Source organism: Mesobacillus selenatarsenatis SF-1 (assembly GCF_000813125.1).
Lineage (GTDB): Bacteria > Bacillota > Bacilli > Bacillales > Cytobacillaceae > Mesobacillus > Mesobacillus selenatarsenatis.
The window spans coordinates 16031-33689 of record NZ_BASE01000012.1 but is presented as its reverse complement, the minus strand read 5'-3'; the positions used below and the strand labels follow the sequence as shown (position 1 = coordinate 33689).

Here is a 17659-nt window from a genome sequence, read left to right as displayed (position 1 = left end):
AGTAGGTAAATAAATGTTCTGGTGCTAAAGTATGCATTTAAGCTAGTTAGTATAGGTCAATGGTACGTTCCTATATTTCCATATGATTTTTAGACCAGCATATTGGCATTCTATTATCGTTTTAGTTAGAATGGAAATAATTCATACTATTGAGGGAGTATTAAAATTGGACATTCTAACCATCAGATAAAGGTGAACAAAAATGAGTTTGTATGGAATAGCCAGGAAGGGGAGCTTACATTTGATGGCGCCCCTGCTTTGCTTTTCTGGGATTCGGCGATCGAGTTATTCCTGAATACGATTGAAGAAATTTCCGGAAGTGATGTGTCAACTACTGTCTATGAAGTGACCGGTTTCCGCATGGGCAATCTTGTTAGCTCATATTATGAGGGCAGGACCGATGTGGTAGAGTTGCTGAATGAATATAGTGATATCTACAAAAGCGCAGGCTGGGGAGTATTCGAAATTCATGATTACTCTTATGAAGAGAAGAGAGCTGTCGTGAGAATCCGCAATAGCTGGGAACACCGTATTTTCAAGCTGGCTGGTAAAAATAAGGCCGGAGTATTGCTGCCAAGCCATTGGGCTGGTATTTTCAGCGGACTATTCAAGCAAGACGTGTGGTATAAAATGACGAAAAGCCAGCAGGAAGGCCATGAATATGATGAGATTGAAATCTTTCCATCTACAGTGACCATTTCGCATAACATCCATGAACTTGCAAGAAAGAAAGAACAGGAAAGTATCATGGAATTGGAAAAGAAGGTAGAGGCCCGGACGGAAGAGCTGAACTCTCTGGTCCAAGAGCTTTCATCTCCAGTGATTCCGGTTCTGAATGGCATTCTCGTCATCCCGTTGATTGGCCAATATAACGAAGAGCGGATCAGCAACTTGATGGAAAAAGCATTAGTGGAACTCACCAGGCTGAAAGCTAAATACTTATTAATTGATTTAACGGGCATTAAGCAGGTCGACCCGTACACAATTCATGGTATTCAAAAATTAATCCAATCAGTACGCTTGATTGGTGGACAATGTTTTATTGTCGGTGTGTCAGCGGAACTAAGCATCCAAATCTTAAGTTCTAATGTAAAAATCGAGGGAATCCAATCCTTTTCAAGCCTGCAGCAAGGCGTCGAATACGCCATCCAGCAGAATGGATACGAATTGGTTAAAAAGAATTAATCATGGAGCTGAACCGGAAATTCCCGGTTCAGCTTTTTCTTATAGTACTGCAAGCTTTTCTCCGCAGACAATTAAGAAATCACCAATCTTTTAAGCTTTGAGATACACCTCTCTTAAAACAACCACCGCCACATAAAACAAGTTTATATTCTTCTATAAAGGGAAAGAAATGAAGGAACATACATCGTAGAATAGGAGATGATAGAAAATGAAATTCAAAAATGTACTATTGTCTATCCCATTAGGTGCAGGAATTATGTTGGCCGGTTGTTCTGCAGATGAAGAGCCGCCACCGGAAGATGAAAATAATATGGAAAACATAGAAGAGCAGGAAGATAATCAAGAACCAGATGTAACTGAAGAGCCTAGTGAAGAAAATCCTGATGAAGAAGAACCAGATTTAGATGAAGAGCCTAGTGAAGAAAATAACAATTAATTATGAGGAAAACGCCTGTCATTGTACAGGCGTTTTTTATGTGTTAAAACAAATATAGCTTGTTTTAGGACATATGTCCTTCCCGAACCCTCTTATTCTGTCATTTAATTAATACAAACATGAGGTTTGGGGAGAGAGAAATGAAAGGTTTAATTTTTGCTTTTTTAGGGGGAGCTTTTATCACGTTGCAGGGAGTGGCTAATGCGAGGATCAGCCAGGATATTGGTACATGGCAGACGGCTTCGATTACCCAACTTACGGGTTTTTTAGCTGCTCTGTTTGTCTTGATTTTTGCTGTAAAAGGGCAATGGCAGGGGCTCAGAAAAGTGAGGCCGCTTTATTTGATTGGAGGTACATTTGGGGCTATTGTTGTCTTTAGTAACGTAACTGCGATCCATTTTATTGGCGTCACTCTAACTGTTTCTGCGATGTTGATTGCCCAGCTTGGGATGACCTTCCTGATTGACCGGAATGGATGGTTCGGCGTAAAGAAACAAAAAATGAGGATGCCGCAGCTGATTGGCATTACAATGATGTTAGCAGGTGTGATGATCCTGGGTTGGTAATCGAAGGGATTAACAAGTTTAAAGGGGCAGGAAAGCGTATGAAAGAATTAAAAGGACCAGAACAGATAGAAACGTATTTGGTGTCTCACCAGATACAATCATTATTTAGTGAGGAGATTCTTCCTTACCTAACTATATTTGAATTTGATAAAGGGGAACAAATCTGTTCCCAGGGTGAGGCTGTCGAATATCTCTATATACTGGTTAAGGGGAAAGTGAAGATTTTTACCACTTCAGAAGAGGGTAAGACATTGATCCTATCCTTTAAAACTCCGCTTGAAGTCATTGGGGATATTGAGTATGTTCAGGAAATTGATACGATCAATACCGTTGAGGCAGTTTCTCCTGTCATCATGATCGGAGTCAGGCAAACTGTGCTGCGAAGATTATTAAAAGATCACTCGCCATTCCTGCAATTTTTGCTGAAAATCATTACAAGGAAGTTTTATATCAAATCCCAGTTCATGCGGCATAACATTTTATATCCTGTTGAAACGAGGCTGGCAAGCTATCTCGTATCTGTCGCCTATGATGAAAACGAAGCGCTGGTCAATGGGAGGGTCAGTACATCGAATCTCACCGACATTGCCAATTTAATTGGAACAAGCTACCGCCATCTTAACCGAGTCATCAAGGAATTCTCCTTAACTGGCCTGGTGGAACGGGACAATGGCGCAATTGTAATCAAGGATTTGGAGGGACTCAAGTCTCTTGCTAAGGAAAATCTTTATGAATAGGGATGGTAAACTATGCTTTTAGGCTTACTATTTGCATTAATGGCTGGCACGCTTGTCGGCCTGCAGAATATTTTTAACAGCAAGGTCAATGAAAAAGCGGGCTCATGGACGACAACGACCTTAGTATTGGGGTTAGGATTCGTGGCATCCTTCATAATAGGCCTGTTCTTTGAGGGGAGCAAAATGTTCGATCTGCAGCAAATGAAAGGTTGGTACTGGTTCAGCGGCTTGCTCGGAATCGGAGTCGTTGCAGGCATCGTTCAGGCCATAAGATATCTTGGGCCGACCTTTGCGATCTCAATTGTGTTGACTTCACAGCTCGGGTTCGCGGTATTATGGGATTCATTAGGCTGGATGGGATTGGAGAAGGTACCGTTTACTTTCCAACAATTCCTCGGTGTACTCGTCATAATAGCTGGAGCCATTGTCTTTAAGTGGAGCGAAGGCAGGGAAGAAAAAGCTGAGGTTATTACTAGCCGGCATGACTCAAAAGCGGAAGTATCGTAATCAATAGTATATTGCGTACTTTTTTATAAAAAAGTCCAGACCTTTCATTCTAAGTAGTTCAGTTATTGTGGAGAAAACCTAAAATAACAATATGAATAACATTTAAATTTACAGTTTAAATCAAACAGCAAATAGCACACAAAAAAGCTCAGAGTTTATTGCTCTGAGCTTTTTAGGGATATTATTTCATTAAAGCCCCATTAAGGAAAATCTTATTTGTTTTTTATGAGCATACGTTTAATCGTTCTAATTTGACCACGATGATTAATTTCATCTTCAAATACGTGAAACCAAAGGTAATAATTATTATAGGGAACTCCATTTCCCCATTCCTTCTCCTCGAATAACCACTCATCATTTAATTCTTTGAGTTTCTTTAAAGTCTTCTCTCTGACTTTAGACAATTCATTAATATAATAATTAACAGTATTTCTATTAATTGTTTTTCTGGCATCTCCACCAAGTTCTAGTGCGGATTTCCATTGTTTAAGCTCCAACTCATTAATATCTCGGTTTTTAAATGAAATTACCTGATGGACAAATTCAATTGAGGCGATATGGAGTAAAAGCGAACCAATAGTATTAGAACCTTCATCTACCAAAAAATCCAATTCTTCTTCACTTAAATCCTTTACCTCTTCCAATGTAACTGCTCTTGTATGTTCTAACATAGATGCAAGTTCACCAACCTTTGGTGAGAAATCCCCAATGTTTTTAATCCGATAGTCTATCATCCAAATACCTCCTAACAAATCTATATCAAGGTTATCAATTTATTTAAATAAATATAGACTGATATTAATTGGAAATTAATGTTACAATGTAATTAGATACAGAAAAGGCAGCCTAATTTTTAGGTTGCCTTTTTCAATTATCCTGCCCGTTAACGGAACAAGAGCGATTTTTTCTTTATTTATAAAATAAATTACCTAGTCCTTTTTTTTAACACCTCAATAACAACCATAATCGAATTTATAATAATGAAGTGACAATAGCTATCGTCACCCTGTTAATTGGTATGTTATTTCTCGTGTTAATTCTGCAATAAAGCAGGAATACCCCTTACATATCACTAAAAAAACGAGTAAAAACTTTTACGATTTCATAGCGACTTCCGCTGCTAATTCTATTATTTCTCCACGCTATCTGAACTACTTACTTTCATTCGAGTGGAGTATAATCCGTTGTGTTCTTTTTTAGGGAGCTATTGTGATATACATCACCACAACCGAACTATGTTATTGCTATACTTTTCATGCAGATATTGGGAAAGTGTGGGAAAGCAGAATGCTAACATCAATGAAACGGTTAAAGGTTGTAGAAGAAGAAAAGCAGGCACTTCAAGATAAATTCGATCAATTGTACTCGCAGTTTGGAGAAAAAGAAGCATTTTTCCAAGCGTTCATCGAAAAATTCTATCAGGAGCTGGGAAGTACGATTGCACAGCATGAACTTGTGAATAATCAGCACTATGTATTAGGGGATATGGTCGGTAAAATAAAGATTCACTTTGACAAGGTGCATGATATCAGTCAGGATTCTGTCGATCATGCGATAGGGTTATCAAATAAGGGCTATGATTTGATCCAATCTTCTAGGGAGATGGTCTTGAAGGCTAATGAGGGAGGAGATCTGGTTCATCAAGCTGAACAGCTGATTATCCGCGTCGGGGAAATCTATGATGAATCATACCAGAATATGATGAAATTGAATGACCGCTCAAAAGAAATCGAAATGATTGTGAAGGTTATCAAAGAAATAGCAGACCAGACAAACCTTCTTGCCTTAAATGCATCGATTGAGGCGGCAAGAGCTGGGGAGCACGGGAAAGGATTTGCAGTTGTCGCTGAAGAAGTTCGGAAACTTGCTGAGAGTACTGCAAAAAGTACAAATGATATTGGCTTCCTTACAGCAAACATACAAAGTGAAATTAAAGAAAATATGGATTCTGCCACTTCTAGTGCAGAACTTATACATAAAAGTATAAATTTAAGCAAGGATGCATCAACTGGAATGGAATGCATTTCTTCCTTCATAAAAAAAGGTTGAATCTGAAGTTGGTGAAGTCATTGTGGAGATTGACCATCAAAAAGGCAGCTCTCAAAAAGTCATGGACGAACTTACTCAAACGAAAACCCTGTTCGACCAAGTAAACGAGCTGATTCACAAGCATATTGAAGAGGCAAGCAAAGTGGATACGAAACTAGAAAAAACTAATAAGCAAATTGAAACATATGGTTCCTAAGAAGAATCGATTCTACTAGAAGCGGGCATTCGAGAAATCTGAAACAGACGGAACTTTGCAAACTACTTAAAAAGAGGAGCATTCCCTAGGTGGAAAGCTCCTCTTTTGTTTATAGCCAACAAGCGGAGCTTAAATTTCTAGTTTCTACGAGTATCATGGTATAATTTAAAAAATAATTTAGGGAATGATCAATAGGAGCTGAACTTGTGAATCCAATCGAAAGATTTTCTAAACACCTAAAAGATAATGCAGATGAAATCAGTAAGGAAATTACTGATTATAATTTGAAAAAACTTGAAATCATTCTTCCAGCAGAAGTCATCGAGCAATCGTTGAGTACGAACAAAGCATTCGTGGAATTCCTCGGTAATACACTGAACCTGTCAAAGGAAGATGTAACGGATACGTTCATTGCCTGGTTTAAAGAGAGACAAGCAAATCGAAGGGAATATCAATTTAGTCATGAGGAGCTCGCCAGTATTCTGAAGCCATATGCAGAAACCCGACTTCAGCTGATTGAAATGCTGACAAAGATTTCTGTTGGAGAGGGATTGTCCACCGAAGAAGTGGTTTTCGTCAATAATCGAATCAGCTACCTGCTTGATTTAAGTATCACGGAAACAATGATGGAGCGGGAAAGACTTGCAAGCGAACAAAACAAAAGGAACCAAAAAATCATCACTGAGCTGTCATCACCAATTGTTCCGCTCGAAGAGGACATGGCCATCCTGCCACTGATCGGCGAGTTCGATTTCGAACGCAGCGACCATATCATGACCCATGTGATTCCAAAAATCAGCGAACTCAGAATCAAGAAACTGATCATCGACTTCTCAGGAATCGCCATGATCGATGCAGAAATCGCAGCACGCATCTTCAATATCAATAAAGTACTGAGGCTGATCGGCATCGAGACAATGCTGACAGGCATACGCCCTGAACTTGCAATCGATGTCATCAACACGGGAGTCGACTTCTCCAAATTAAACACTTATGGAACAGTGCAGCAGGCCATTTTGGCCAATGCAAAATAAACACGATCATACAAGGCGTCAGTAGAAAAGCTAATCAATGAGGATGTACCCGGTGCTTCTCTTTCTGTTGGTAAAATTGCAGTAGAATAGGCTCCTTCTCATTCAATAAATCACCGGTTTTCAGTTACTGTTGTCACTGTGTTTCGAAGCAAAAGGTACCTCCCTATGCTTCTATTGAATTACTGCGAGAAACTTGATATATTAATTTATAAATATGTAATCAATGAAGTGATCAAGTAAATAAGGATTGTGAATCCAGAGAATATAGCCTTGGCTGAAAGCTATATCACCCCTCCTTATTGAACCCTGCCACGGAGATGTTAGCGAAAAACTAACCGGGTCGTTCCGATACCAACGTTTAGAGGACATTCTATGAATGTCGAACTAAGGTGGTACCACGTCTATTAGCATAAAGACGTCCTTATTAAGGACTATTTATGCTTTTTTATTTTCTATTTGATTTTTCAGGAGGAGAAGAACATGTCACAGCAAACAAATGATTTTACAAAATGGTATATTGAAACGATTCAAAAAGCGGAATTATTTGATTACACCCCGGTTCGCGGCTGTATTGCCTTTAAACCGGATGGCTATGAAATCTGGGAACATATTCAGGCGGAAATGGACAAACGGTTCAAGGAAACAGGCCACCGCAATGCTTATTTCCCTATGTTGATTCCAGAAAGCTTCTTCCAAAAGGAAAAGGATCATATTGAAGGATTCTCGCCAGAACTTCCTTGGGTTACTGAAGCTGCAGGAGAGCAATTAGAAGAACGTCTGGCATTGAGGCCAACTTCGGAAACGATGATTGGGCATCTGTATTCAAATTGGATTAAAAGTTATCGGGACCTTCCAGTTCTGATAAATCAATGGGCAAATGTATTCCGCTGGGAAAAGAAAACACTCCCATTCATCCGCACCTCTGAGTTTTTATGGCAGGAGGGTCACACTGCTCATGTAGACGAGGAAGATGCACGCAAGGAAACGATGCAAATGTTGAATATTTATAAGGAAGTTGTCGAAGGATTGCTTGCGATTCCAGTTTATGATGGCCAAAAAACGCCGTCTGAACGATTTGCAGGCGCGGTTGACACCTATTCGATCGAAGCAATGATGAAGGATGGAAAAGCCGTCCAGGCAGGTACATCCCACTACCTGGGTACGAAATTTGCGGAAGCATTCGATATTAAATACCTGAATAAAGAAAACAAACACACATTTGTGCATACAACATCCTGGGGTACATCAACTCGTTTGATTGGTTCTGTCATCATGGTCCATGGAGACGAACAGGGTCTCGTACTGCCGCCAAGAATTGCGCCGACACAAGTGGTCCTGATCCCGGTTGGTCCATGGAAAAAGAACCCGGCCATCATCGAGAAACTGGATGAGATCTTTGCCGCTCTAAAAGCAGAAGGCATTCGCGTTCGACTTGATGATTCCGATCAATCACCAGGATATAAATTCAATGAGTGGGAGTTAAAAGGTGTTCCGGTCCGTATTGAACTAGGTCCGCGCGATTTAGATCAAAATCAGGGCTTGATGAAGGCTCGGGATATGGATGAGAAAATTTCTGTGCCATTAGAATCCATGGTCGAAAAAGTTAAAAACGAACTTGAAACGATGCAGACTCGTCTGTTCGAAAAAGCAAAATCGTTCCGTGAAGAAAATTCTCATACCCATATCGATACTATGGAACAGCTCGAACAGCATATTGCAGAGGCTCAGACAAGTGAATCCATCCCAGGATGGGTTTTGGCAGGCTGGTGCGGAGACGATGCTTGTGAAGCAAGCGTAAAAGAAAAAACAAAATTCACAACACGAAACATACCATTCAACCCACCAGCAGAAAAACAAACATGCATCCATTGTGGCAGCGAATCAAAACACACCGTCTGGTTTGCACGCGCTTATTAAGGGAAGCACAGGGCAGACCTCAAATCCATTAAGATAATGAGGAAGCAGGGGTTATTGAACACCCCTATGCTTCTTAAAAATAACAATCCTATTGCTACAGTTTCGTCAAAGCTATTACGGCTCTACGAAGTCTGCGAAGTTCCAAACGATTTGCCTTGATGAATTAATAATATTCGAACCAGAAGACCGGAACGATCGGTCTTCTTTTTTTTGGTAAAAACGAAGATTAAAAAATATGCCTGAATACATGCAGCATAAAAAGTGAACCTTCAGTTCACTAGATAGATGGCTATATATTGTCGACAAAGAATGTTAGCGAAAGACAGGTTTATATATTAATATACAAAACTTAGCTTCTATCGAGAAGCACCGTCTATTTCCATACTATTACATCATTCATCTTTGTTATTTATTAAAAGTTATGCTCCTATAGAAATCGGTTTCGCAGAATATGGACAAAAATAGCCGTTTTTTGTTGTAAATACACTTTAAAACAGTAAGAAATACGATATTTTTATATGTGTCTAAATTATTACGACTAAGAAAGTGGGTTGATTTTTCAGAAAATGGGGTGTACTATGTAAATGAAGAAAGCGTTTTCCGTTGAATGGATTGTGTTTATATGTTGATTTAATAGTCTTTTAGATTAGCATAGTACAAACCAGAGAAAACCTTTCCAAATTTTTTCGTTAGTTTGGAAACCGGTTTCGCAAATTAATCATTCTATGGAAAACCTATCAGTAAAAAAATTTATAGATTTGGAGGCAATACGTATGAAAAAATTTGTATCCATGTTAACGGCGGGGGCCTTAGCACTTTCCCTTGTAGGCTGCAGCGACAGCAATGAGAAAGCTTCATCAGGCAAAAGCGGCAGTGACGAGAAAGTAACCCTGGATTTCTGGGTATTCGGAAGCACAGGGTACCAGAAGCTGATTGACGAATATCAAAAGGACCATCCAAATGTAAAAATAAAGCTGAATGAAGGCGAATTGAATGATATGCACAACAATCTATTCACTTCCATCTCAGCTGGAAGCGGTGCACCTGATATCGCGATGATTGAAGTCAGCCAAATGGAAAAGTTCAAGGAAGCAAGCGAACGTTTCTATAACTTAAAAGAATACGGTGCTGATGAGTATGAAAAGAATTTCCTTGATTGGAAGTGGCAACAAGGACAGAGTGTTGATGGTTCCTTCCAGATGGGATTCCCAACTGATATCGGTCCTACTGCAATGTTCTATCGTACTGATGTCCTGGAAGCAGCTGGCCTTCCTACTAAACCTGAAGAGCTTTCAGCAAAACTAAATACTTGGGAAGATTTCTACGAAATGGCGAAGACGGTAAAGGAAAAGACAGGCAAGCCGATGTCTGATAGCCCTGAGCTTGTATTCAACGCTTTGCGTGACCAGCAATCAGAGCACTACTTCAATGAAAAAGATGAATTAATCATTCAAGAATCTGTAAAAGATGCCTATGACTACACTGCGAAAATGATTCAAGAAGGCCTAGTCGGCAAGAACTCTCTATGGACTCCAGAATGGGGCAGTGCAATGGCAGATGGTTCTTATGCAGTTATGCCTGGTGCTCCTGCATGGATGATGGGTGTTGTTAAAGGCAATGCTCCTGACGCAGGCGGTAAGTGGTCTTTGACAAACATTCCTGAAGGTGCAGGCAACTGGGGAGGTTCATTCCTGACCGTGCCAAAGGAATCCAAGCACCCAGAAGAAGCTGTGGAATTCATCTCTTGGTTAACTTCTCCTGAGAGTCAATTGAAGTCCTTTAACGACATGGGCTTGTTTCCATCAACACCAGATGTTTATGAAAATGAAGATTTCCTAGGAACAACTGACGAATACTTCAGTGGACAGCCGACAGCCAAGATTTTTGCTGAAGCTGCCAAGAGCGTTAAGCCAGTTTATATGGGTAAGAACTATGCGATCGTAAACACTGAGATTTTGACTGCTTTGACAAATGTAGCGACGAAGAAAGCTGATCCAGAAAAAGAATGGAATAAAGCAGTTGAGCGTATTGAAAAGCAAATAGGCAGACAGTAACAAGACAAGAGCGGTCTATGGTTAAAAACATAGACCGCTCTCAATCTTAGAAAGGAGAAAGAACATGACTGGTGTGAATACTGAAAAAGCTTCTTTGAAAAAGAATCCGTTAGGCACGAAGCGTTCTTTCACTGAAAAGAAGAAAGAAGCTTTGGCTGGATACTTATATATTTCCCCGTTCTTCATCTTATTTGCCATCTTTGGGTTATTTCCCATCCTTTTCAGCTTTTATCTGGGCTTTCATAAATGGAATGGATTCGGTGAAATGGAATATGTCGGATTTAAAAACTTCAACTTAATTCTATCAGATCCTTTATTTTGGAAATCACTTTCTAACACAATGATTATGTGGATTTTGGGAACCCTTCCCCAGTTATTGATTGGTATCATTTTGGCGTATGCTTTAAATGCAGCCATAATCAAATACAAGAGTATTTTCCGTGTTTCGGTCTTTATGCCTTATGTTACTTCAACAGTAGCTGTGGCAATTGTATTTGGAATTATGTTTAACGATCAGCCATTCGGATTATTCAATATCATTATTGGATGGTTTGGAATGGACCCGATTAACTGGACCACAAGTGATTGGGGACTGAAAATTGCTATTTCGACCATGGTATTTTGGAGATGGGTTGGTTACAACACGATTATTTACCTTGCGGGATTACAAGCAATCCCTTCTGAGCTGTATGAAGCAGCTACGATTGATGGTGCGTCTACAAGACAGAAAATACAATATATCACCATCCCGATGTTAAAACCAATCATCATCCTGACGGTGTTCACATCGACGATCGGTGCACTGCAGCTGTTTACAGAGCCGCTGATCATGGTGGGCAGAACTTACCGAGAGGAAGGATTGACGGTTGTGCTTTATCTATACCGTGAAGCGTTCAATAACATGGCATTCGGTACAGCTTCGGCGACAGCCATCATTCTATTCTTGATTATTGTCGTCCTATCTTCAATCAATGTTTTCATTGCAAATAGGATCGGAAAATAAAGGAGGCATTAGCATGAAATCACAATCTTCCAGACAATTCATTTCAAAGGCGTTTTTGTATTCGATTCTTGTCATTGCTACCCTTCTTTCGATCTTTCCGTTTTACTGGATGTTTGTAATGGCAACGAATACGAATGAGGTGATCAATCGCATCCCGCCAGCCATTTTACCAGGGAAAGAGCTGGTTGCTAACTTCACAAAGGTTTTGAATACGATTGATTTCTTCGGAGCGATGTGGAATACCTTCATTGTCGCTTCCATCACGACGATTGGGGTGCTCATTCTCAGCTCATTGGCTGGTTTTGCTTTCGCAAAGCTTCACTTCAAGGGTAAAAATGCTTTGTTTGTCATGATTCTTGTGACAATGATCATTCCGCCGCAGCTTGGATTGATTCCACAATATATCATCATTTCAAAATTAAATTGGCTGAGTGATTTTAAGGCGATCATAGTTCCAGGATTAATCGATGCATTCGGTATTTTCTGGATGAGACAATACATTAGCAGCAATGTTCCGGACGAATTAATAGAGGCAGCGAAAATCGATGGCTGTTCGATTTTCCGTGTGTACTGGAATATAACGGTCCCGATCATCATTCCGGCGTTTGCTACATTGGCGATTATCAAGTTCATGTATGTTTGGAATGATTTCTTATGGCCGCTCGTTGTCCTTCGTGATGAAGAATCACAGACCATTCAGGTTGCATTGCGTGGTTTGATCGATAACTATGTACGTGATAATGGAATGATTCTATCTGGAACATTCTGGGCGACAGTTCCGCTCGTGATTATATTCCTGCTATTTAACCGTTTGTTCATTTCAAGCTTGACCGAAGGCGCTGTCAAGTAAAGTATTGTATCAGAGAGTGGTGTCAGAATGAATAAAACAATGAATATGTTCAATGAAATCATCACTATTTTTACGTCTTTTGTCCTTTTGAACCTTTTATGGCTGCTGTTCTGCTTGCCGGTTATGACGATTTTTCCGGCAACAGCAGCCCTGTTCGGGACGGTGAGGAAATGGATCCGAGTAGGCCTGGATGTAGGGGTTTATAGGGTGTTTGTTCAGGAGTTTAAAATGAATTTCAAAAAGAGTATCGGTCTTGGTGCTGTTTGGACAATCTTTTTTGCCATCATTTCGGTGGATTTAGCAATTGTTCTTCAAAATGAGTTTACCGGAAAAAGTATTGTTCTGACGATGCTCGTTTTCTTTATGTTGCTGTTTGTTTTTACTTCGATCTATTTATTTCTCCTGATTGTGCATTATGATCTAAGTCTTTTTCATACAGTAAAAAATTCATTGCTTTTGTCATTAGGGCATTTGAATTATACGGTGTTATTTCTAGCAATGATCTTACTTGTTCTCATTGTCAGCTACTATTTTCCATTCTTCCTTTTACTCTGTGGCAGTTTGCTTGCTTTTATGATGTATGGTGTGTTCCATAAACTGTCATTGAAATGGGAAGAAGGCAAAAATAGTCAACATAAATTGAACACAGACATCACATAGGGGGTACGACTATGACAATTATTAAATTTCCTGCAAATATGAAGTGGGGAGCTGCAACTGCTTCTTATCAGATAGAAGGCGCAACCAAAGAGGATGGAAGAGGCAAATCCATTTGGGATACTTTTTGTGAAACGCCCGGTAAAGTCGTAAATGGAGACAGCGGGGAAGTTGCATGCGACAGCTATCATCGAGTGGATGAAGATGTAGCGATCATGAAAGATCTTGGTATTGATACCTATCGATTCTCCATCGCATGGCCGCGCGTTTTTCCAGTTGGCAGGGGAGAAGTGAACGAAAAGGGCCTGGCGTATTACCATAGGCTTGTTGATGCCTTGCTGGAGAATGGCATCGAACCGATGGTTACTCTTTATCACTGGGATTTGCCACAGGCATTGCAGGATCAAGGTGGCTGGGATAACAGGGACACGATTGATGCCTTTGTGGATTACGCTGAGCTGATGTTTAAGGAATTCTCTGGAAAGGTAAACAAGTGGATTACTTTTAATGAACCTTGGTGTGTATCGTTCCTGTCGAATTATGAGGGCAGACATGCACCTGGAAACCAAGATCTGCAATTAGCAGTGAACGTAGCTCACCATTTGCATGTTGCCCACGGACGTACAGTTCAAAAATTCCGTACTCTTGGCCTTGATGGTGAAATCGGCTATGCGCCGAACGTTACATGGTATGAGCCGTACAGTAATAAGGAAGAAGATGTCCTTGCATGTCAGCGCGGGAATGCAGAATTGATTGAGTGGTTCTTTGATCCTGTTTTCAAGGGGAGCTATCCACAGTTTATGGTGGATTGGTTTGCGAAAAAAGGAGTCCATGTTCCAATATTGGATGGAGATATGGAAGACATCCGCCAGCCAATCGATTTTGTCGGCATCAATTATTATACTGGCGGTGTAGCAAAATATAAGGAAAACTCAGGATTATTTGACCTTGAGCCTGTTGATATGGGCTATGAGAAAACAGATATTGGCTGGAACATCTATCCTGAAGGTTTTTATAAAGTCCTGACCTATCTGACGGAGCAATATGGTCAGGTACCAATCTATATTACCGAGAATGGCTCATGCTACAATGATGAACCTGTCGAAGGCCGTGTGAGGGATGACCGTCGCATTGCCTACCTTAAGCAGCATCTCACTTCCTTAAGCAGAAGCATTGAATCCGGCGTGAATATCAAAGGGTATCTCTCCTGGTCATTGATGGATAACTTTGAATGGGCAGAAGGATACAGCATGCGATTTGGAATTGTGTATGTCAATTACCGAACGCTTGAAAGAATCAAGAAAGATAGTTTTTACTGGTTTAAGCAAACGATTCGCAATCGTTGGTTTGATGTGTAAACAAATGTACCGAACAATTACGGCTGTGAATCGAAAGAATTTTGATCGGTGTGGCATACTCCAGGAATTGCGGGCAGAATAGGTTGAAATTTCAACTTTGGAAGAAGTTCTATAGCTATTTCTGCTGCATTTCGTTATTCTGAAAGTGTGTTATCTTAAATTAAACTTTTTTTGAAGCTGTAATAGTTTAGGAGTTGGAATTCGACTATGAAACTCACGATTCGGGAAATTGCCAAGATGGCAGGGGTTTCACCGGCCACTGTTTCTAAAATCATGAATAATTATCAAGGAATCAGCAGTGCGACTAGAGATAAAGTAATGAATGTGATCCAGTCCACAGGCTACCAGCCAACCTTTTCGGCAAAATCACTGGCAACAAAGAAATCAAATCTAATTGGTTTGATCTATGCTGGTAATGTAAGTGTTGATTTGAATAACCCTTTTTTTAATGAGGTTATCAACTCTTTTAAAAAGACTATTGGAAGCATGGGCTACGATATTTTGATATTCAGTAATGAACATTTCAATACAGAGTTAGGTGATTACCTTTCCAGAGCAAGACATTATCAGGTGGATGGCTGTCTCATCATTTCAGGTGAAGAGATCGAATCTGTTGTTTACGAGCTTGACCAAAGCGAAATTCCTTGTGTCGGTGTGGATATTGCACTGAAAGGACCTAATTCCAGTTATGTCCTGACAGACAATTATAAGGTTTCGGCCAATGTCATTGAATACCTGTACTTGAACTCCATCCGAGACATTGCCTATATTGGCGGATTCAAGGGTAATCTGGTGGCCGACATGAGAACAGATGGCTTCTTGAAAACGATGAATCAATTTAGCATTCCGGTTGTCGAAGATTGGGTTCAATTCGGGGATTTTTATGAAAAAAGCGGTTATGAAGCCATGAAGAAGATCCTTGCAAAAAAGCCGTATCCAAAAGCAGTATTTGCGGCATCCGATATGATGGCACTTGGTGCAATGGAAGCGATTCGTGAACACGGTCTTCGCATCGGCGAAGACATCAGGGTGATTGGCTGTGATGATATTGAAGCATGCCGCTATAGTGACCCAAAATTGTCGACTGTCAAACAGGATAAAGAAAAGCTTGGGAAGCTGGCAGCATACTTATTGTTGGATATCATAAATGGAAATCCTGAGTCCAAAAAAGTTCTTGTCGATCCCGAATTAATCATAAGACAATCTTAAAGGAGCACAAGAAGGTTTTTGTGCTCTTTTTTTTGTTCAATTATGAAATCGTGTGTAAGGTCAACATATAAATATCTTCCAAGAGTTTTTTCGGTTTTAAAATGTCCTAGGCATTGTGCGCGGTTTAGAGAATCCTTTCGCTTCTTTTTTCTTATTTTTAAATAAGTCATATAGGTCGTTGTTCCTTAAAAGGAAATCGGTTTCCGCAAAAATTGATACTTTTAGAGGTTTTTTTGATAAAAATCCACACATCACAACATGAAAAATGGATTTTTTACATATTTCTTTCATAATCTCCGCGATGGATATGATTTGATTTATTATAAAAAGGATTATAGTATTATATTTAATGAAACCGCTTTCCTTGAATGAAATTTATAAAAAAGATGCACCTTTGCGGTGAATGATCCCGAACGTTTTAGTATTGGAGTCCACACTGTAATTGAGTCCGTTTTCTTGCAATTAGATACAAATCTAATAGATATATAGCAAGAAATTCATTCGAAGGAGGGATGGTATTCAGAGGATTATACCAGTTTATTTTTTAACTGAAATGAGCTAATTTCTGTTACGGCATTGATTGGTTTCGGTATGAATGAAGGTATTTGAGACTGCTTTTCAAAAAAATCATATCTGTTTTTTTTCTTCCCAAATGACCCTGTCTATATGTAAAGAGTTAGTTTTAAAAAAGAACAGGAGGAAAGTTATGCTTAAGATAAAGAATTTAGTGATGATTTTGATATGTGTGATACTCATTGATTCATCAGCGTCTGTAACCTCGGCCGTTTCCACAACCGAAACAGCATCTGTCAATGCATATAATTGGTTAAAGGGCCAGCAGTGCACAACGGGGCTTATTGATAGTTTTTCTGATTCACAGCAAATATCGTATACCTACGACCAGGCTGTTGGTGCGATTGCCTTTTTGTTAAAAGGGGATCATGCAGGCGCAAAGGCAGTTTTGGATTCATTGAAAAGTCTGCAAACACCATCTGGCTCCTGGTATACAGCGTACTATTGCAATAATAAATCTGTTCAAGAATATAATCAGCATGTCGGACCGGTCCTGTGGGTTGTGATGGCTGTTGCCAAATATGAAAAGGATACAGGGGATACGGTGACATACCGGAATATGGCGCTGAAAGCAATTGACTGGTCGCTCCAATTCCAGCAAGCAGACGGTGGAATTAACGGTGGTTTGGATACTGCTGATAATGTAATTACTTGGGCATCTACTGAACACAACCAAGATGCGTATGCCATGCTGAAGCACTACGGTTACACACAAGAAGCTGCAGCAGTAAAGTCATTTTTAGATGATCAAGTGTGGCAGGACACAGAAGGATATTTCTGGGCAGGCCGCAATGATCCAAATAATCCAATGGATACGAATGCTTGGGGTGTGCAAGCACTGGGCACGACAGGTATTTATCAATATAATCGTGGTTTAGACTATGTGATGAATACTCATCGGAATTTACAAACGAAGAGGGTAAAAAGTAGTTCAATTACGATTGATGGATTCGATTTTGACAGTGATAAAGATGATGTATGGTTTGAAGGGCAAGGACAGATGGTCGTTTCCTTTAAGATGGATGGAAGAACAGCGGATGCAAACTACTTCTTAAATGAAATCATCAAAATTCAGGATTTTTATGGAACTGGCGGAGTGCCTTACTCTCTGCTTGGCACGAATAATGGATACTGGACGATGAAAAGTGTGGAATCCGTTTCGGCTACAGGCTGGCTTATTTACGCCATTGACGGATATAACCCGTTTCAGCCATAATTTCATCAGAAGCGTGGGGGATACCCTGCGTTTCTTTCTTTTATGAAACTTTGGCTTGTCCCAATGGTTTGAAGTAATTTCTGCAAATAAAAAGAAATGACCTACCCTGCAC

17 protein-coding genes and 1 other annotated feature are annotated in these 17659 nt (G+C 40.0%); of the genes, 16 read left to right on the top strand and 1 reads right to left on the bottom strand.

Translation table 11 applies throughout. The annotated features are described in order from the left end of the window. Positions 1–192 precede the first annotated feature (192 nt). The 5 genes from TY49_RS02435 (at position 193) to TY49_RS02415 (ending at position 3431) form a co-directional block, all read left to right on the top strand. Positions 193–1185: an STAS domain-containing protein gene (locus TY49_RS02435; protein ID WP_052442059.1), complete on the top strand. Its 993-nt coding sequence runs from the start codon at positions 193–195 to the stop codon at positions 1183–1185. Positions 1186–1393: 208 nt separating this feature from the next. Then, positions 1394–1621 (top strand): hypothetical protein, encoded by a 228-nt coding sequence (locus TY49_RS02430; RefSeq protein ID WP_041964311.1) that lies wholly within the window; start codon positions 1394–1396, stop codon positions 1619–1621. 140 nt (positions 1622–1761) lie between these two features. Next, positions 1762–2187 (top strand): DMT family transporter, encoded by a 426-nt coding sequence (locus TY49_RS02425; RefSeq protein WP_041964310.1) that lies wholly within the window; start codon positions 1762–1764, stop codon positions 2185–2187. A 38-nt stretch (positions 2188–2225) separates the two neighbouring features. Next, positions 2226–2924: a Crp/Fnr family transcriptional regulator gene (locus TY49_RS02420; protein WP_041964431.1), complete on the top strand. Its 699-nt coding sequence runs from the start codon at positions 2226–2228 to the stop codon at positions 2922–2924. A gap of 12 nt (positions 2925–2936) precedes the next feature. Then, positions 2937–3431 carry a DMT family transporter gene (locus TY49_RS02415; protein ID WP_041964309.1) on the top strand — a complete coding sequence of 165 codons (495 nt, stop codon included), beginning with the start codon at positions 2937–2939 and terminating at the stop codon, positions 3429–3431. A gap of 212 nt (positions 3432–3643) precedes the next feature. On the opposite strand, the gene TY49_RS02410 is transcribed toward TY49_RS02415, so the two are convergent. Next, entirely contained in the window at positions 3644–4165 is a 522-nt protein-coding gene (locus TY49_RS02410; protein ID WP_041964308.1) for a DinB family protein, read from the bottom strand. 553 nt (positions 4166–4718) lie between these two features. Between TY49_RS02410 and TY49_RS25365 the strand changes: the two genes are divergently transcribed. The 11 genes from TY49_RS25365 (at position 4719) to TY49_RS02360 (ending at position 17547) form a co-directional block, all read left to right on the top strand. Next, entirely contained in the window at positions 4719–5480 is a 762-nt protein-coding gene (locus TY49_RS25365) for a methyl-accepting chemotaxis protein (protein WP_156972585.1), read from the top strand. Between the two features lie 22 nt (positions 5481–5502). Next, entirely contained in the window at positions 5503–5676 is a 174-nt protein-coding gene (locus TY49_RS24485) for a hypothetical protein (protein WP_156972584.1), read from the top strand. Between the two features lie 206 nt (positions 5677–5882). Next, positions 5883–6710 (top strand): STAS domain-containing protein, encoded by an 828-nt coding sequence (locus TY49_RS02400; protein WP_041964307.1) that lies wholly within the window; start codon positions 5883–5885, stop codon positions 6708–6710. A 214-nt stretch (positions 6711–6924) separates the two neighbouring features. Next, positions 6925–7136: a binding site (T-box leader), on the top strand. 54 nt (positions 7137–7190) lie between these two features. Next, positions 7191–8627 carry a proline--tRNA ligase gene (proS, locus tag TY49_RS02395; RefSeq protein WP_041964306.1) on the top strand — a complete coding sequence of 479 codons (1437 nt, stop codon included), beginning with the start codon at positions 7191–7193 and terminating at the stop codon, positions 8625–8627. A 773-nt stretch (positions 8628–9400) separates the two neighbouring features. Continuing rightward, positions 9401–10681, top strand: coding sequence for an ABC transporter substrate-binding protein (locus TY49_RS02390; RefSeq protein ID WP_041964305.1), 1281 nt, complete (start codon positions 9401–9403; stop codon positions 10679–10681). Between the two features lie 64 nt (positions 10682–10745). Beyond that, entirely contained in the window at positions 10746–11684 is a 939-nt protein-coding gene (locus tag TY49_RS02385; RefSeq protein WP_084135352.1) for a carbohydrate ABC transporter permease, read from the top strand. A gap of 13 nt (positions 11685–11697) precedes the next feature. Further along, the gene (locus TY49_RS02380) at positions 11698–12534 is read left to right on the top strand and encodes a carbohydrate ABC transporter permease (protein ID WP_041964304.1); all 837 of its coding nucleotides are present in this window, start codon (positions 11698–11700) and stop codon (positions 12532–12534) included. A gap of 27 nt (positions 12535–12561) precedes the next feature. Then, positions 12562–13194 carry a YesL family protein gene (locus tag TY49_RS02375; RefSeq protein WP_041964303.1) on the top strand — a complete coding sequence of 211 codons (633 nt, stop codon included), beginning with the start codon at positions 12562–12564 and terminating at the stop codon, positions 13192–13194. A gap of 11 nt (positions 13195–13205) precedes the next feature. Then, a complete protein-coding gene (locus TY49_RS02370) occupies positions 13206–14549 on the top strand; it encodes a GH1 family beta-glucosidase (RefSeq protein ID WP_041964302.1) in 1344 nt (447 codons plus the stop codon). A gap of 207 nt (positions 14550–14756) precedes the next feature. Further along, entirely contained in the window at positions 14757–15758 is a 1002-nt protein-coding gene (locus tag TY49_RS02365) for a LacI family DNA-binding transcriptional regulator (RefSeq protein ID WP_041964301.1), read from the top strand. A gap of 706 nt (positions 15759–16464) precedes the next feature. Beyond that, positions 16465–17547, top strand: a complete 1083-nt coding sequence (locus TY49_RS02360) for a glucosidase family protein (protein WP_052442058.1) — start codon at positions 16465–16467, stop codon at positions 17545–17547. The last annotated feature ends 112 nt before the right edge of the window (positions 17548–17659 follow it).

What these genes read in the sequence shown, in the direction of transcription:
- TY49_RS02430 (WP_041964311.1), top strand. Translation starts at nt 1,394, where the DNA reads ATGAAATTCAAAAATGTACTATTGTCTATCCCATTAGGTGCAGGAATT.
- TY49_RS02425 (WP_041964310.1), top strand. Translation starts at nt 1,762, where the DNA reads ATGAAAGGTTTAATTTTTGCTTTTTTAGGGGGAGCTTTTATCACGTTG.
- TY49_RS02420 (WP_041964431.1), top strand. Translation starts at nt 2,226, where the DNA reads ATGAAAGAATTAAAAGGACCAGAACAGATAGAAACGTATTTGGTGTCT.
- TY49_RS02415 (WP_041964309.1), top strand. Translation starts at nt 2,937, where the DNA reads ATGCTTTTAGGCTTACTATTTGCATTAATGGCTGGCACGCTTGTCGGC.
- TY49_RS02410 (WP_041964308.1), bottom strand. Translation starts at nt 4,165, where the DNA reads ATGATAGACTATCGGATTAAAAACATTGGGGATTTCTCACCAAAGGTT.
- TY49_RS25365 (WP_156972585.1), top strand. Translation starts at nt 4,719, where the DNA reads ATGCTAACATCAATGAAACGGTTAAAGGTTGTAGAAGAAGAAAAGCAG.
- proS (WP_041964306.1), top strand. Translation starts at nt 7,191, where the DNA reads ATGTCACAGCAAACAAATGATTTTACAAAATGGTATATTGAAACGATT.
- TY49_RS02390 (WP_041964305.1), top strand. Translation starts at nt 9,401, where the DNA reads ATGAAAAAATTTGTATCCATGTTAACGGCGGGGGCCTTAGCACTTTCC.
- TY49_RS02385 (WP_084135352.1), top strand. Translation starts at nt 10,746, where the DNA reads ATGACTGGTGTGAATACTGAAAAAGCTTCTTTGAAAAAGAATCCGTTA.
- TY49_RS02380 (WP_041964304.1), top strand. Translation starts at nt 11,698, where the DNA reads ATGAAATCACAATCTTCCAGACAATTCATTTCAAAGGCGTTTTTGTAT.
- TY49_RS02375 (WP_041964303.1), top strand. Translation starts at nt 12,562, where the DNA reads ATGAATAAAACAATGAATATGTTCAATGAAATCATCACTATTTTTACG.
- TY49_RS02370 (WP_041964302.1), top strand. Translation starts at nt 13,206, where the DNA reads ATGACAATTATTAAATTTCCTGCAAATATGAAGTGGGGAGCTGCAACT.
- TY49_RS02365 (WP_041964301.1), top strand. Translation starts at nt 14,757, where the DNA reads ATGAAACTCACGATTCGGGAAATTGCCAAGATGGCAGGGGTTTCACCG.
- TY49_RS02360 (WP_052442058.1), top strand. Translation starts at nt 16,465, where the DNA reads ATGCTTAAGATAAAGAATTTAGTGATGATTTTGATATGTGTGATACTC.